The organism is Bradyrhizobium genomosp. III, assembly GCF_000261705.1.
GTDB lineage: Bacteria > Pseudomonadota > Alphaproteobacteria > Rhizobiales > Xanthobacteraceae > Bradyrhizobium > Bradyrhizobium ottawaense.
This window is the reverse complement of record NZ_AJQF01000484.1, coordinates 1-16392: the sequence shown is the minus strand read 5'-3', so window position 1 is coordinate 16392 and position 16392 is coordinate 1. Positions and strand designations below refer to the sequence as shown.

Annotated in this window: 10 protein-coding genes and 1 pseudogene; 7 read left to right on the top strand and 4 right to left on the bottom strand. The window is 58.3% G+C overall.

All coding sequences use genetic code 11. The features are described from left to right. The first annotated feature begins 827 nt into the window (after positions 1-827). Positions 828-1073 carry a hypothetical protein gene (locus IC66_RS44120; protein ID WP_011084811.1) on the top strand — a complete coding sequence of 82 codons (246 nt, stop codon included), beginning with the start codon at positions 828-830 and terminating at the stop codon, positions 1071-1073. A gap of 822 nt (positions 1074-1895) precedes the next feature. Further along, positions 1896-2621: an outer membrane protein gene (locus IC66_RS0138065; protein ID WP_014497822.1), complete on the top strand. Its 726-nt coding sequence runs from the start codon at positions 1896-1898 to the stop codon at positions 2619-2621. A gap of 347 nt (positions 2622-2968) precedes the next feature. On the opposite strand, the pseudogene IC66_RS44115 reads toward IC66_RS0138065, so the two are convergent. Beyond that, a pseudogene (locus IC66_RS44115) lies at positions 2969-3106 on the bottom strand (LuxR C-terminal-related transcriptional regulator); the annotation flags it as partial. A gap of 1245 nt (positions 3107-4351) precedes the next feature. Here IC66_RS44115 and IC66_RS0138055 point away from each other — a divergent pair. Both IC66_RS0138055 and hemN read left to right on the top strand, forming a co-directional pair. Beyond that, positions 4352-5068 (top strand): sulfite exporter TauE/SafE family protein, encoded by a 717-nt coding sequence (locus tag IC66_RS0138055; RefSeq protein ID WP_011084806.1) that lies wholly within the window; start codon positions 4352-4354, stop codon positions 5066-5068. Between the two features lie 1649 nt (positions 5069-6717). Next, entirely contained in the window at positions 6718-8055 is a 1338-nt protein-coding gene (hemN, locus tag IC66_RS0138050; RefSeq protein ID WP_035715344.1) for an oxygen-independent coproporphyrinogen III oxidase, read from the top strand. A 408-nt stretch (positions 8056-8463) separates the two neighbouring features. Here hemN and IC66_RS0138045 read toward each other — a convergent pair whose 3' ends face one another. Continuing rightward, a complete protein-coding gene (locus IC66_RS0138045) occupies positions 8464-8982 on the bottom strand; it encodes a hypothetical protein (RefSeq protein WP_011084803.1) in 519 nt (172 codons plus the stop codon). A 413-nt stretch (positions 8983-9395) separates the two neighbouring features. On the opposite strand from IC66_RS0138045, the gene IC66_RS47345 reads away from it, so the two are divergent. The 3 genes from IC66_RS47345 to IC66_RS0138035 all read left to right on the top strand — a co-directional run bounded on the left by IC66_RS47345 (position 9396) and on the right by IC66_RS0138035 (position 12378). Next, the gene (locus IC66_RS47345; protein WP_162131007.1) at positions 9396-9752 is read left to right on the top strand and encodes a hypothetical protein; all 357 of its coding nucleotides are present in this window, start codon (positions 9396-9398) and stop codon (positions 9750-9752) included. A 443-nt stretch (positions 9753-10195) separates the two neighbouring features. Next, entirely contained in the window at positions 10196-11866 is a 1671-nt protein-coding gene (locus tag IC66_RS0138040; protein ID WP_038951077.1) for a carbohydrate porin, read from the top strand. Between the two features lie 131 nt (positions 11867-11997). Continuing rightward, positions 11998-12378, top strand: coding sequence for a transposase (locus tag IC66_RS0138035; RefSeq protein ID WP_011084799.1), 381 nt, complete (start codon positions 11998-12000; stop codon positions 12376-12378). 7 nt (positions 12379-12385) lie between these two features. On the opposite strand, the gene IC66_RS44100 is transcribed toward IC66_RS0138035, so the two are convergent. After that, complete coding sequence (locus tag IC66_RS44100; protein WP_223153703.1) at positions 12386-13339, bottom strand: hypothetical protein; 954 nt, start codon at positions 13337-13339, stop codon at positions 12386-12388. A gap of 1898 nt (positions 13340-15237) precedes the next feature. Then, positions 15238-16182, bottom strand: coding sequence for a hypothetical protein (locus IC66_RS0138020; protein ID WP_018647405.1), 945 nt, complete (start codon positions 16180-16182; stop codon positions 15238-15240). Between the last annotated feature and the right edge of the window lie 210 nt (positions 16183-16392).

The window sequence follows — 16392 nt, the reverse complement described above, 5'->3', positions numbered from 1 at the left end:
CGCCCGGGAGCATCGATATGTGAGGCAATACGTCTTCCGACCCAGATCGTCGCGCTATACTCACGCCGCCGGCGACGCATTCGATCTAGCTGGGCCTTGCTGTCCCTCGACGCCTTTCACGAGCTGCAAGTATCCAAAGCTCGGAAGCGCGCCGCCGATCCCACGCTGCGCCGGCTTTCCTACGCAACTCCGTATTGAACCCACACCGACGGCGCCCGGCCCTTCTTTGCCAAACGACTAAGAATCCGCCGTGGGGAAAGTGCAATTGCCCTTGCATCTCGTTCCCTCTCTTAGGCGCCTGACCGGTAACAAACACCACGGCCGGAGCAGAAAGCCACGCGCAGGTGAATATCACACGGCAATAGGCGTCGAGACTTGTCGCAAAGCAGACAAGTCTCATCCGGAACAGGCTACATCACCCCAAATCCGACGTCACAAGCGCCATTGCGGTTTGAACGCTTCTTGAGAGTGGGAAAAGAGTAGGCGGCCTTTTTCATCATGCTGGGCTTTAACCGCAACCCGTGGGGGCCGATCTTCCGAATGAAGGAAAAGCCACAATTTGGTGACCGACCAAGAGGCCCACGACGGCAATGAAGGGCACGACAACTCGTACTCGCTTCACTCTTTTCAGAATTTCTTCGAATTGCGCGGGCATTACGGCGTTCGGTCATCGCAACTTCAACAAGCATCTATATCCTCTCCTGAAGTCCCGGGAGTAGCGTGGAAGAGGTTGAAGAGCAGATGTCTTTCGTGCTGAGACACGCAACACAATCCGGTTGCTTTTGAGAAGGTACTTCCTTGTATCAGGATGTCGAGGAGCGTTAGAGATGGATCAGATCTTTTCCGAGCAGGTGCAGGTGCCAGATGCCGTTGTGAGCGTCGCATTTGACAAGGCTTGGAGCTTTGTCGAGAAGGATCCGCTGCTGGCACATAATCTGAAGGCCGTCCTTCATAGCCGATTGCGCACTTACCTCGAGTGCTCGATAAGAAACGGCGAACGGAATGCTTTGAATCTGGCCAACGAGGCGATACGCAACTTGCGGGCTGAACTGGCACCGTCGACCGGGCAATGACTCGCTTGTGCCTATTGCGGCGAGAGCATCCGGCGCCGTTAAGGCATTTAGGGCGCCTCATACGGTGGAAAATTCGGGCCAGTGCGTGGTCGAGCAGACTTTTCTCTAATCATGTGCGGCCCCGCTGAAACGAGAGCGCTCGAGAAAGCTGTTGCCTCTACAGCTCCTCTGGCGGCCGAGACCAGGAAGCTGAACACCAGGCCCAGACGGCGGCGAGACGGGGCGGCCGCGCTGGTATTCGCTCGCGCCAGGAAACCGACCACGGTGACCTTGAGCTCGGCACGATCTTGCGCAACTTCAAGCAAGAGCACTGTCTAGCACGCAGTGGGCTTCCCGACCCATCAATCAAGGTCGAAGTTGACGGACCATCGAGCTAGACTTGTGGTCGTTCCAGAGCCAAAGCGATCGAGCCTGCAATCGATCGGCATCGCGTTGCTCGCGATTGCAAGCGATAGCACGTCCGTGTTGCCGGAAGAATGACCTTAAGCGCCTGAGGCGTGCCATCGATCCAGTACTGTAAGTGCGGCTGGGCGTTGCCGCAGCTTAGCGACGGAAGGAGCCGAACACCTTTTGGCTTTGCTCCGCGTCGCAGGTGATCATGAACGATCATTTTCAAAGAGGATGATCCGCGCGAGGCGACCACTGCCGAGCCACAGCGTCTCGGTAGAAGCAAAGCAGCGGAAACCGCGAGCTCCGCAATCTGACGCCGCGGGCGATTGGGCACGTTTCTTTCCAAGACATGTTGTGCGCCAGTTACAGCAATTCGCGTTCATGTTGTTAAACGGCACGGTGCCTGGGGCACCTAAAGGAAACAACACGCGAATGAAAAAGATTCTTATTCTGACTGCATGCATCGGCGCACTCTGTGCGGCCGCCCCCTCATTCGGCACGGATCTGGCCGGGCAGCCCGTCAAGGTCAAGGCGGCACCGCTGCCGGTCGCGGCCCCGATTATCGATTGGTCCGGCTACTATATGGGCGCAAACGGTGGCTGGGGAACGAGCCACAATTGCTGGGATTTCAATGGCATCACTTCCGAGGGCTGCCATAATTCGACTGGCGGTACCGTTGGCGGCCAGATCGGCTATCGTTGGCAAATCTTCAACATGGTGTACGGCCTCGAAGGCCAGGGCAACTGGGCCGACTTCCGCGGCTCCAATGTCAGCACCGCCTTCCCGACAGACACCGTTGGCACCACGACAGATGCATTCGGCCTACTCACGGGCCATATCGGATACGCGTTCAATGCTGTGCTCCTTTATGGCAAGGGCGGTGCTGCGGTGACCAGCAACACCTATTACGTCAACTCGGTGGCAACCGGCACCGAGCTTGGCAAAAACAATGATGTGCGTTGGGGTGGCGTGCTGGGCGCCGGTGCCGAAGTCAGCCTCACGCCGAACTGGTCAGCGGGCGTCGAGTATAACCACTTGTTCATGCAGCGCAGCAACATAAGCTTCCCAGCGGCCCTTGGCGCGGATCGCGCGCACCAGGACGTCGATCTCATCACGGCACGGCTCAACTACAAGTTTGGCTGGCCGTTCGCCAGATAAAGATCTCCACGCGTTTGGATGAATCGGGACCCCGGCCCGCGGTCGGGGTTCTTTCCTCAGCTGTTCCTCTCCCTAGACCCCTGTCCGACGTCCCGAGCAAGCGGTGCGGGCTCATCTGAGCAAAGAATCACCCGCTGGTGGAGAGAGCCATGCTCCGACCAGTGAGCATTAGATCGGCCGATTCCACATCTTACCGACCTTACGAAGCCCCAGAACCTCACCCAGCGCGAGATGCAGACTTGCCCAAAGGAGGGTTATATCTGCGAGTTCACCGAAAGCACCGTGCTCAACTTGCCAGAAGCTGGAAGCCAAAGATGTGACAGTTGGCGGTCGTTCCTCAATTGAATTCAAAGAACATCGAGGCGAATAGCTATCGCGACTGCTTGAATCCGGCTGGTCGCACCCAGCTTTCCCATCGTATTCTTGACATGAAAATTGACTGCATTCTCGCTGATTTCCAGGATCATCCCAATTTCCCATAACGATTTTCCTTCTCTGACGCCATTGGCCGCATTCGTTGCTCTGCCGGCGACTGCGCCAGGATGATCGCATCGTCAAACAACCGAATAGCGTCATCATCCTTGCTCCGAGGCGATCGACAAAGTGCTCGCTGATGGCGAGCTGGCGAACTCGGAGATCATCGCCTGTCGTCCGTGCGGATCGACTCCATGCGAACACAAGGATGCTCCATCTTACTCATGCCGGCAGTGATAGAAGGGCCGAGGGCCCCGGGACTGTGCTGGCGACAAGAACCGAGCGCACGCACGGCTAGATGCTTGGGTCGGTTTAGCTTGCATGGCGAGAAAACGCAGTCGCGTCCGAACGGTGCTTCGCTTTGTCTCTCGGGCGAGCACGAGGAGATCTTGGGCTCTGAACTACACGTAAGGTAGAGCACGCACCTTTCAGTGCGAGACTCGATCTGCGTCTTGTCAGTACCAATTCCCTGCTTTGAGATGAAGACAACAGAAGTGTCATCTTTTTTCCCAATCTTGCGAATCATCCATCGCTAACCTGTCGCTGATTCTCGGCGTGTGACAGCGTCGGTGACGCGATCGATGAGCTGAACGGAAGATCCGATGCAGACGCCATACTCCCCGCATCGTTGTCCGGCATTTCATCGGGCCCGTCCGGCAGGCCCGGTACAAACGAACCGAACGGACAGAAATGGGCCACGTCAAAAACGCAACAAGCGATAGGCGCAGTCGCGAAACCTGTTTGATGCGGAAGACACTTTGCATGCGCATTCCAGAAGGAGAGGCCCCCGGATCGGACTAGCAAGTGCCATACCAACTGTTGATTTCGCCAAAATCAATCGTCGCAAAAGGACTTCGAATGCGGACGGTTGGTTGCGAGGTAGGTGCCTCGAAGCATTCATGACATGGGGAGGGAAGGCGACAGTACCATTGCGAGCTGCGGCACGGGGTAAGCTACAGCAACAAATGCAGCTCACCTCGGCAGCTCACCTCGGCCGCCCCCTCGAGTGCCGTCCTCTCAGGGCCTCAAACGCCCCCTATTGGGGCCCAGTCAACTACCAACCTCGGCAATTGATGGGAGGGTCCACACATGGCACTCGCTAAGGAACTTGAACTGACTACACCTCCGGCCGCACGATTCCGGCGAACCGCTTAGATCCGCCCCGAGCGGAAATACAATTAGGCCGCACCAGATGCACGAATCATGATGGGCTTGCTAATAAAACGGGCGAAGATCGTCGCCAAGATATGTGAAGCATGACTTCCCTGCTCTTCGCGATCATCTCCCTGCTATATGCGAGCGTTGGCCAGGCTGGCGGGACTGCATTCCTCTCGCTAATGGCTTTTTTTGGTATGTCATCGACAGAGACGCGCCCCACGGCGCTTGGTCTCAACATTGTCGTCGCGGCTTATTCTACTTGGCTGTTCAACCGCAACAAGGTCGTTGACTGGACAATCCTGCGCCCTCTTCTCTTTTCGTCAATGCCAGCGTCGCTTGCCGGTGGCTTGATTGTGCTCGAGGAGCACATGTACAAAACACTAACCGGACTCGTTCTTCTTCTGGCGAGCGCAGTGATGATCATGCAGCGGGGACGAGCTGTCGATCGCGTCGGCGAAATTCCGCTCCGGGAAAGCGTGAGCATTGGCGCGGTCCTTGGCCTCGTTTCTGGCCTGACTGGGGTGGGCGGCGGTGTGTTCCTCGCCCCGACGCTCATCGCACTGAATTGGGCATCACCGAGGCAGACCGTCGCGCTATCACCCCCTTTTATCCTGGCCAATTCCACAGTCGGCTTCGTCGGAGCTCTTTTCACCGGGCAATTTCCCTCTCCGGATTTGGCTCTATACGCTATCTTCACGCTGGCGGGGGCGGTCGCTGGAGCAGTAATCGGCCTGAAATGGTTGAGCCAGACAGCCATCAGATTCATACTGGCGGCCGTTCTGCTCGTTGCCGGCATTCAATTGGTTCGCGCTTAAAGTGGAAACGCGCATCTTTCATGCGGGCGATCCCAGCGCGGTCAGATCGAAGTACAAGGTTTCTGCGAGCCGCGGCTCAAGCCTGGTCCGAGCGCCTTGCCCAACACTGAAAGCCGCCAACACGATCGCGAAAAGCCGTAGGGTCGAGCGAGGGTGAGGCGGATCCGAGCGCGCTCCGCATCGTCCTGAGGCGGACGGTCAGTACTAGATCGCATCCGATTCGCGCTTCCAATCGACCTGCAGGATCAACGTCGGGCAGGCCGGGCGAGCAAACGAGGCGTACGCCGATCTCGGCTATGGCCTGGCGCGACGCTTCAATCAAGCGTGCCGGACGAAGAGCACCTGATCGATGGCGATCCGGCAAGCTCTCACTACCCTGAGGACCGCGCCAGGGTGCGCATTCGACTTGGTTAGGAGCGATAGGGCGATGAACTCTCAATATAGTATTTCTGCAAGGCCGCGCAATCTCCTTTCTCGCGCGCGTGTGGGCTGCGTCCTCATGGAGAATATTACGAAGATGATGTCCACGCTCGATTGGTTTTCGAAACAGACACTTTATCGATCCAGTGTGAATGGACTGGAACGCCAGGATGCGAATCCCATTTTCTGTAATCATGAGGCACAACCTTACACCCCGGCTCCTGCATACATGGCCTCCAGCTCGCAGCGTAGGAATGTTTTGTGACGGGATGATCGACGCCTCACCAGGCGACTTATGTGGAACCGAATCTGGAGGTCCATCGCATTGATGCGACGCCAATGAAGACTCGCTGCATAGATATGCGATCTGGCCGATCAACAGCTGCAACGGCGTTATCAGAAACAAAACGCCTCAACCGATGAAGCAGAATAGAAAGTACAGCAAATCGTTCCGAGCTCGCGTTTGCCATCAGCACGACGTCCAACTCGTTGTGAGTTAGTGACATGTATTTGGATCTGAACGAGACGCCGGCGAACCAAGGCGTCCCGACGCACTTTGCCGGGGGCGTGAAGTGCGCCGGGGCCACCCCAACATCATCAGTACATCCGTGATGATGCTTGCGGCAATGAGACAAGCAGCGTGGCGGAATTGAGGCTCATTGATTTTATGCTGGAAACCAAAAAAGTTTTTCGTGAGCTGCTACAAAAGACTTGAATCGCACGCAGCGTCACGTGCTGCAATCGCACATCGCACATCGCACATCGCGCTCTGCTCTAGCAAGTCACTTATCTCCGTGACGCTCCGGCCTTGAACGGGAGGCATCCGTCGATTGCGGAGCAACCACGTCCGCCTTTCCTCGGAAGTCCAGCAACAAGCTCAGCTGCCCTGCTGAGGTTTTAAGATCCCTGTTTCCGTCGCAAAAAGGCAGCACGCCAGGGGGAATGCGGAAACGACGCTGCCCGATGAGCGATTGATACTGCGCACGGCTAGTCGCGGTACACCGCGCTAATTCGAGCGTCCTCGTAGAAATTCATATGCCACCATAAACGTCCGAATAATTGCGGACGAGCGGCGCTCACTTCCAGGCATGAACCCCAACGCTGCGTTTGGCCGTGACGTCGAGAGCAGGCCAGATCTCAGGAACCGTTAGACGCGTTTGACATAACGCAAAGACATAACAGTGGGCATCGGTCAGCTTTATGCCGCTCGACCATGAGAAAGTTAGGCTTTGCAGACGTATCTCCTGAACAAGTATTGCGACGCTCGCCTGCCTTGGTACACCATATACCCGACCGTGCCGGATTTCTCCGCGACCGTCGGTGCTAAGACTTGTGAGACATGGTTGAGGCGGCTGCCGCCCGACGATCCCGTGTCGCTATACATCCACGTTCCGTTCTGTCGTGCTATCTGTTGGTATTGCGGCTTCCCTACAAGCCTCACTCGCAGCGAGCGACCGATCCGCAAGTACTTGGCGACGCTGCATGCCGAGATACGTTTGGTCGCAGAGCAAGCGCCTCGCGCGCTGCCGGTAAGCGACGTGCATTTCGGCGGCGGGACGCCGACTACTATTGCACCGGCCGATTTTCTCGCCTTGATGGCACTCCTGCGACGCTGCTTCGCGTTCAGCAAATCAGCTACCATCGCCATAGAAATCGACCCACGTGCGTTCACGGCCGAGATGGTTGAAACATTACAAGTGGCCGGCGTCAATCGCGCGAGCATCGGCGTGCAAAGCTTCGACGGGGTGGTTCAGAGGTCGGTCAACCGCGTCCAGAGCGAGGTGCAGACGGCGTCTGTCGTCGAAAGCCTTCGCCAGCATGGGATAAGCCGCATCAATTTCGACCTCCTCTTCGGACTGCCGCATCAGACGGTGCGATCTTGCGTGGACTCTACACGGACGGCTCTGGCCATGCGGCCAGACCGGCTTGCAGTTTTCGGCTATGCTCACGTCCCCTCCTATATGAAACGTCAGCGCCAGATCGATGAGACGGCGCTGCCGGATAATCTCGCCCGCGCCGAGCAAGCCGCGGCTATCGCAGATACGCTGGTCTCGGCTGGCTACCGCCAGATCGGGCTCGACCATTTCGCCCTGCCCAACGACGAGCTCGCGCTGGCGCAGAAAGCCGGTCAGCTTCGCCGCAACTCCCTGGGCTATTCGGCTGATACCTGCAAAACCGTGATCGGCTTAGGTCCGTCAGCCATCGGCCGTCTGCGTGAGGGTTACGTTCAGAACGAGAGCGCAACCGCTTCCTATCACCAACACATTCAGGCTGGTCGTCCGGCAACCTCAAAAGGCTACTGCCTCTCCCCCGAAGATCGCCTCCGCGCCGCAATTATCGAGCGTCTGATGTGCGATTTGCAGGCCGACGTACCAGCGATCTGTGCTGCTCACGGATTTGATCCAATTCCTCTTCTCAATTCGGCCGACCGGCTGGGAATGCTCGCCGAAGACGGGATAGTGGACATTGAAGAGGGATTCATTCGGGTCAAGCAGGAACACCGGTTTCTCGTTCGTGCTGTTGCTGCCGCATTCGACACCTATCTCGACCGTATCCCTATTAACTAAGCCGCGCATGTGAGCAGATCTCAAACATTTAAGCTCTTCGCGACGGAATGATCTGAAGAGGCACCTCCGGCAGACAGGCCAGATTTCGAGGATGCAGCGGCGGTGTCATGACAACGATCTTTCAGATATGGCCTCAAACCGGGAGGGCTGACTAAAGGGAAGCTGATTTGAAGGAGAAGCGCAGCGGATTCCGCCGTTCAGGGCCACGGCTCGATCATGCCGAAAGGGCTCTGCCCCACCTCCCCTTGACTGCTCTTGATGATGGTGACGGCCTCAGCGACGTGCCGCTGGAGACGCCGGCGCCCGCACCAGCTTCGGGAAATTTACGGCTGGAGGCAGCTTTGCGAAGCTACGGTCCACCTCCTCGAGCACAGTTGGACACTCGACGACGCCTGCAGCGTCCCAGACTCAAGGCTCGGCTGTCTTCGGTCCGGCGATCACTGGCGCGCCTCCGACGGAAACAGGTCCCTGTGGTTTGGACCGCCCGAAGCGTTTCCTGGCGGCGCTCGAAACAGCCCGGGCTGGCGACAAAGGAGGCTCGGAAGCAGCAGAAGGGACAGGTGTTGAACTCTGCAGCGCATCGATCCGCGAAGTCAGTATGGTGATCTGATCCAGGACCCCTTTGAGGACATCCCGCTGGGCATCGATCCGGCGGTTGAGTTCTGCGATCTCATCACCATTTTTCTGCTGTGCCCACTTTATCTCGGACAAGGATGCCCTGTCCTCCGGTGGCAGGCTCATCGTTGAAGCGACTTCGCTGCTTTCCGGCGTCTCGACAGGCTCTTCAAGGTTAGCCCAAAGCCAGGCGCTAGCAGCACACGAGCCGACGAGGATAAGCGGGAGCACCAAAACCGGGAGAATCCGTCTTGACGGCCCGTGCAAGAGCGGCCGCAAGTCTGAAGCGGCCGCTTGATCAATCAAGTCCATTGTCCCTCGCTCAAGATCTCGTTCCAGCAGGCTTATTTTGTCGACGCGATAGCTCGCGATGCTCCCGCGTTCCAGGAGCTGCCAGCGTCGACAATAATCAATCTTGGTGAGCTTCCCGATCGGCTGCGCCTACTCCTATGAAACGCTCCTTCTTGAGCAACGCGACAATTTGCGCGCGTTCTCAATGATAGCGCCACCAGCGAGCAATGGTTCTCGTCGTAGTCGGCGATGGCGCAGCATTCTCTCATCATTCAGAAGAACCTTGCAGATTTTTTACCGTGCCCCGGCACGAATGCAAACCGTCCACTGATTCCTGCAAGTGTTCGATGGAGCCCCGCCTCACGCATTGCCCAGACCAGCAACCTCGTCTGGGACGCGCCACGTAAGCGCCACGGCTGATCGGCCGAGCCGCAATGGCGCGATTGGACCGGCAAACATTGCACCTGATCAACTACCAGTTCCGGCAGGTTGTTCGAGATGACGGGCACGTGGCAAGCGTAACCAACGAACGCCGCGCACATCAAGGTTTTGGATGCAAGACAGGTTTTGCCGCGCCGACGGCAGAAAGCAACTGCTCGCCGATATCCGCCAAAGCTGCTCGATGGCTGATTCCTCCGGTCCCCTGCGCTATCACGTTGGATGTTGTGGTGTGGTTGCCGCGCGCGCAAATCCAAAAGCTCTTCGGCCTTCAAGCCCGCCGATCGTCTCGTGTTTCGCTGACAACGATACCAATGAAACGCTTCGTGAAGCCAAGCCTCTTGCACGGCTAGCCTTGCTTTCGGGTGGCTGCCGTTTGGTCCAGAAAGCCGCCTTCGATGCAGATGCGCACCACCGCCAGACTCGCCTGACGCACAGTGAGCAAGGTGGACATTCGCAACGCTTTGGCGGCCAGGACAGAACGCTCCGCGCGCTCGTGAGCATTTGCCGAGCCAGCGCTCTCCGCTGGCTCTGGGCGCACCGGCGTCACGCACAACCAAAGTTTCGGACCAGATCATCCTCGCGCCGCGAGCTGAGAGGTTCAGGAAGCCTGAGTGGCTCTGTTCGGATAGATCGAGTTCTGGCTCGTCCCCCTCCCCCACGGACGCGAAACGACAGCCGCGATGCCGCTTGCTCGTCATTGCGAGGAGCGCTGGCGACGAAGCGATCCAGACTGCCACTGCGGGGGGTCTGGATTGCTTGGCTGCGCTTGCAATGACGATGTGGAAGCAGGCGCGTGCCACACGCCGCCGCGAGCTCACTTCGGGCCAATCAGGCCGCATATTCATGGCCGGCAGACATGGACCCGAACTACGCCATGCGTGATTGCCTTCTTGCGACGACCTCGCCCCGGACATACTCGGCTACGGCAGCACTTTCTTTCAATTTAAGACTAAGGGGCAAGCAATCTGGGCTTGCTATCGCACTTTCGCTAGCGGCTTGTCTGGTCGGCAATCCCGTACTGGCACAAACCGCGAGCGGACTTGATCCTAGTAACCACCCTGTGGATCAGGCCAGCAAAAGAGGAAAGACTTCCGACCGGGCCGCAAAGCTCCCGATCGACCTGATCTGTCAGGCAATCCGCCCTCCTGCCCCGGCGCGAGCAGCAGGTCCCGGAGTGCCTTTGGAGAAGCGCGGCAATGCGGACAGGGCTGCTCAGACGAGACCGCAAAAAACGATCGATCCCTTCCAAAGGTACGACAATCTGCGTGAAAAAGGGTTGTGGTTCCCCATCCCTGGTCCTGCAGATACGATTGATCAGGACAAGGGGGGCGTTAGATCTGCGCTGGCGGACGTCGGCATCGGCTATATCGGGTGGACACATAACTCCTTTGCAAGCAACCAGCTACCGCATGCAGCCAGAAGCACTATCGCAAACCAGCTCTATATGGGCCAGAATCCGACTTTCGCGTCGGCGAACTTCATGATCGTCACCTACGATCTGAGCCGGTTTGGCATTGCCGACGGACAGATTGTCGTAGGGGCCGAGCAGCAATACTGGACGTGGGATCGCCCAGGGCCAGATCGGGTGGGACTCAATACGCTCGCCTACTACCAGACTTTCTTCAACAGGACACTAGAACTCAAACTTGGCTACCTCAGAAACCAGAATGAATTCACCGGCACATTGTTCGGAGGAATCACAGGATCGAACATGTCTGCCTTGTTCCAGGCTGGGATGAGCACCAATGCCGCGCCCACGCCAGCGGCCAACTTGAAGTACAATTTTGACGCTCGCTTGTACAACAAGGTCTCCGTCCAGCGCTCAATCAGTCCAGATGGTGCCTATGCCCATATAACCGAGAATCCCACCGGCTTGAAATGGAGCACGGCCAATGCAGGCATCCTTCTTGTCGAAGAAGCCGGCTACAAGAGCAAGGCTGCTCCCGGCGTACCCGACACGTGGCTGCGGGCGGGCGTTGGTTTGAACAGGAGCCGCTACACGAATTTGGCGGATCCCAAGCAACAAAGGGAGAGCGGAAATAATTTTCACTACATCGCTGCGGACAGGCAGCTCTGGCAGAGTGACGCCCTTGGGTCGCCGTCTCGCGGCATCTACGGCGGCTTCTCCGTCATGGGAGCTCCACCTGAGCGCAACAGGATCAGCCGGTATTACGAGCTTCGTCTTTATGCAAAGGGACCTTTTGATAGCCGGCCCAGTGATCTGATTGCTCTCGTGGCGACCAACACGGCCTGGAGTAAGCTTGCAGTGGATGCTGCTCTGGCAAAAGGCCAGCTTGCGCACCGCGATAGCACAGCAGTCACGGGAACATACATCGCGCATCTCGCTCCGGGGATATATGCAAGCGTCGGACTGTCATACATTCATTACCCGACAATCATCACACACACGCCCCAAACGGAACACGCGCTCAATCTGTTGATATCTACGTTGATATTCTTCTGATCATCGCAAGCGCCGTTCTGCTCCGACGTTATCGTGACGCATGGGACCGAACCCTACCACGGCAAGTCGGCTAAGCGTGACAGAAACGAGAGCGCGACCTTCGACCGAGCAACGAGCACCACTTTATCGGCATGGGGAAGGACCTGGACGATCGTAAGCTCGGGGGAAACCAGCGAGCGGAAGGCATGGAGCAAGGGCGAATCGCGGGCATCGATTGCGATTCTGATCTTATGACCTTATTCGCGCCCGTGAATTCCGCAACCTTCACCAAAGAACCCAATTGCATGAGACGAGGCGGTCTCGCGGGCGCCGGCATCACCGCGTTGATGAGCCGCGAGGCCGTTTGCTACGACAATGCCCCGATGGAGAGCTTCCTCCATACACTGGTTCGTCATCGCAACCATAACCGCGCCGACGCCCAGCGCATTATCTTTGCTTTCATCGAGGGCTTCTACGAGCCGAACCCGGCTCCATTCCGCAATCGATATATCGCCCGATCGAGATGGAGCTAAAAGCCGCTTAAACCCCTCCACTCTTTCGGGGAAGATCAGACTGCTCTAAATTTAGAGCCGAGTCATCTGGATCGACGGATACTGGCGACGGTATGGATTGATCATCGAGCAATCGCCAAAGCTCCCCTGGAGAGAATTGCTCTAGATCGAAACTAAGCCCTTCTGGACCGGCGGAGAACGACGGGGCAGGGTGTTGGCGCAAGTCATCCTGCAAGTCCTTTTCTAGTCGCTGAAGCTCCTCTGAGGGGACGGAGACGGGGGACGGCATGGATTGATTATCAAGCAATCGCCGAAGCTCCCCTGGAGAGAATTGCTTTAGATCGAAACTAAACTCTTCTGGATCGGCGGAGAACGACGCGGCAGGGTGTCGGTGCAACTCGCCCTGTAAGTCCTTTTCCAGTCGCTGAAGCTTGTCCGAAGGGACGGAGGCTGGTGACGGAATGGGTTGATGATCAAGATGATCCAGCACTTGCAAAAGCTCCCACTGATGAAGCTGCTCGGGATTGATCGCGACGTGCCCTTGGACGAAAGCCGACGGGGCGGGTTGATCCTCCTGCCCGTCCCGAAGCTCCTCTCGCCGACTGCTAGCTTCGTACGAGGCCCTGTGCTGTGCAGCGGCGTCGCCGATGAGCGTCGGTTCCATCAGTGCCGCGCTTTCGGGATGGATGGGGGCCACGTTCGGGGGGCGGGCGCGACCGCTCCGTTGGCGTACGATGACTTCGCCCGTCGACCGAAAGGTGCGGAGATGGTCTAATGCTACAAGGAGGATTTTGGGATTTCCCTTTCCGACGAACTCGTATACGTCACCGCCATTGCTCAGCGACTTATTGTCCTGCCGAGCAACAATGCTCGGTCTGCGTTTTGCGAAGAGCCAACGGCTAAAGCTAAGAAGAGCGCCTGCATGTTGCTTCGCCCCACCGGCGACCATCCCGCCTTTGATGAGAGCCTCCTCAAGCCTCAAGATTTCGGGAGCATCCTCGGATAAACAGGCCGCTTGTCCAACTGATGCCCCCGTACCACAATCCCAGTTGATTGAGCCGGCTGCATCGCGGAGGCTGCTGACATTGCTCCACCACCGCCTGAATTGGCGAACTCGCTCAGCTGCTGCTCAATGGCAACGCCTTGCGGACTTTTTAGGGCCCTTGGCCTCTTCGCTGCTCTCAACTCAGCTGTGTTACGCTCATCGTTGATGAGGACCTCGCTTGGCAAGAGGTTGCTCCTGGCAAGTGCACTCATCGGCTCGGCCGGGGACTGCTGGTGTAGCTAGACACATTGGTAGAGGGCCTACCGCGTGGCCCACCGTCAGGGATCGCGTTATCGGCTTCGCGCACCTCGTTTAATTGCTGCTCAAAGTCGTCTTGCCCGGATCGGTCGGGTTGATGCTCTTGCGAGACCTGTACCGCGGCCCGGCAGTTACGTCAAAATTGTGCGGTTCCACATTAGCCTCTCGTCATGCAATCAATTGAGCTAGTCCTACTATGAACAAACTTTCGAGAATCTGACGAGCCGTCGCCCGCGGCTCTCAATCGTCGCGCAACTTCATGCCGAAATCCTCGACTTGCGCGCCACCGGTCTGTCGCCGCGCGGGATCGCGCCGCAGATCGCCATGAGCGTGAGGACTATCGAACGCTGGCTTGCTGCGGGCGGTGAGCCTGAGCGCCGGCGGCCGCCCGCACACTCTGTCCTCATTGATCCTTTTCGAGATTATTTGGGAAAAGCGCTGGGAGGAAGCTGACCTTAGCGATTTTTATCGCACCAAGCTCGCTTTCATCGGCTTCCCAGGTCCAGTGGGCACTTGCACTCTGCTCCCGAGCGGACCAGGTGTTTGCAACGCAGCGCGAGGGGCCTTTGCATAGCGCAATAACTGAACTGGGCATGAGGCCTTAAGCTATGCAGGTTGCGAAATACCGCGCCCGCCGAGGAATTTGGGCGGCCATCAGGAAAAGCCTTTGTCAGCAAACTTTCGTTTGGTGGCCAAGTTCTTGGCGCTTGGCCATCGCCTGCGCTCGGCGCCGGTGCTCCCTCGATCAGGAATGCGTTCGATCTGTGGTAGCTGCGGTTTTCAAGACAAGAATTGGCGGACTATGTGAAAGGATCAGGGATGCAGAAAGCATGTCCGGGCACGCACCAAATTGGTAGAATCGCTTGGCAGATTCTACAAAGAGGAGGCTGGACGGTTCAGGCCGTGCCCCTGCAACGGATCCATCGCCTGCCAACAGCCTCGCTATAGAACGCCTTACGCGAGCTGCCCCGCCGAAAGCTCGATTGCAGGCCCTGCTGCCTCTTCAGCCACGTTCAGGATAAATGCGTACGCGCTGGCGGCCTTCGCTCTCCACCAATTCACCCCTGTAAGGCACTCCGCGGATCTCGAAATAGGTTGGTTGGCCCGCCCGCGGCAAGATGCCTTGGCCTTCCAGGGCGCGGACGAGGTAGGGCGGAAGGAATCGATCTCGGTGCTCCCATCCCCGCGGATCAGATACCCAAGATCAACGGGCCCCTCACCGGATTGCACGGCTGGCACGATCGGCCGGGGACGATAGAGCGACTGAGACGGGCCTGGTTCATCCGGCTGGCTCACGCGGGGATGATGGATCAGGCGAACATCCCTGCGGCCTCCTGGTCCACCGTAGCCGAAAATAGCGCTCCCCATTGATCACAAACTGACTTGGCCCGAACTGGTTTGGCAGCAGATGCATATTTCCCAATACATCGATCAACACGACTGAAGCCGCCTGGGAGCCGTGGCGCCAGCCGGCGCCAACGATCGCTCCTATATCCCGCAGCTCCGGAGCCGCCCCCGGCGGTCCTGCGAACGACGAGGCGGCTGCAAATTCAGATGCTGGCGCAGAGCGCGCATCGTCACGCAAGTCGTGGGGTGTGGGGTGGATCCAGATCAACGAAGGAGTCGAGACCGCCGTAGATGTTTGACGATCGAGGCCTCACGCACGACGGCGATGCGGAGTCTTGCATCTGTTGCCCGAGCCAGGCCCAGGCTCCCTGGCTGGGGGTGGCCGGTGTAGCAGGAAGCTCGAGCGGCGGATGAGCTTGCGCGCCCCAGTGCGGCGCTGGCTCTGGTGAGGCGGGTCCTTGGATCTGCTCGCCAAGCCAGTTCCAGGCTCCGGCGCTCGGCGTCGCCGGGGTTGCGGGAAGCTGCTGCGACGAACCGGCCTGCCAATGGCTGGGCGGCGCTGGCATCGATATGTTGGGCCCGTGGATCTGCTCGCCAAGCCAATCCCAGGCGCCCGCGCTCGGGCTAGCTGGCGTTGCGGGAGGACCCTGCAGTGCATGCGGCTGTCGAGCAGCTTCCCAAGAAGGCTGGCCCGGATCCTCAGGAGGCCTCAATCCAAGCGCCCTGTTCGCCTCCAGGATTTGCTCGTATCCGCCAAGTTTGACCAGATCAGCATTGATCTTCTTGTCGTTGGTTTCGCGCCTGTACTCCTCGAGATCCCGGACAAACGCGGGGGTGGAAAGTCGGCCGGCCATCGGTGGCCTATCATGGGTCCGCAGCCACTCACTCAGCTTAGACATGCGGCGAGCTTGCCTGTCGATCGTCTTCGGCTCGATCCTGTGTGTTGCCTTTTCCGCCGCCGCCCACATGTGGATGAGGGTTGCGTCCGCGCCGTGAGGAGCCAGTCGGCGGAGATCAGGCGCCAGGGCGTTTCCGGCACCGACCTCACGGAGCTTCTTCAAGGCCGCCTTGATGCGCGTGCCGCGGCGGCCTGCGTACCTGTCGACCTCCTCATCGAGCTCAGCTTCCAGCTGGTGGTTTTCCACCTCCGGATTGTCCTGCTGCGCGTTTTCCAATTCCCGGCTATTCGATCCGCAATTGAGGGCCTGCCGTGCTCGCTCAGGAGCACGCTCAAATGGCGCAAATCGGTTGCCGCATTCTTGATCGTGCCGTCGGTGAGGTTACCCGCCGCCTTGTTTCGGAAATCTTTAATGAGCTCCTCATCGGCCGCAGGGACCCCGCGCGTCCGGCCCTGCCGCGCGGCGAACAGGATGGAAGTGGAGCGT

Bases quoted from the DNA above. Each gene is read 5' to 3' on its own strand.
- IC66_RS0138035 (WP_011084799.1), top strand. From the start codon at position 11,998: ATGGGGAAGGACCTGGACGATCGTAAGCTCGGGGGAAACCAGCGAGCG.
- IC66_RS0138045 (WP_011084803.1), bottom strand. From the start codon at position 8,982: ATGGACTTGATTGATCAAGCGGCCGCTTCAGACTTGCGGCCGCTCTTG.
- IC66_RS0138065 (WP_014497822.1), top strand. From the start codon at position 1,896: ATGAAAAAGATTCTTATTCTGACTGCATGCATCGGCGCACTCTGTGCG.
- IC66_RS47345 (WP_162131007.1), top strand. From the start codon at position 9,396: ATGGCGCGATTGGACCGGCAAACATTGCACCTGATCAACTACCAGTTC.
- IC66_RS44120 (WP_011084811.1), top strand. From the start codon at position 828: ATGGATCAGATCTTTTCCGAGCAGGTGCAGGTGCCAGATGCCGTTGTG.
- IC66_RS0138055 (WP_011084806.1), top strand. From the start codon at position 4,352: ATGACTTCCCTGCTCTTCGCGATCATCTCCCTGCTATATGCGAGCGTT.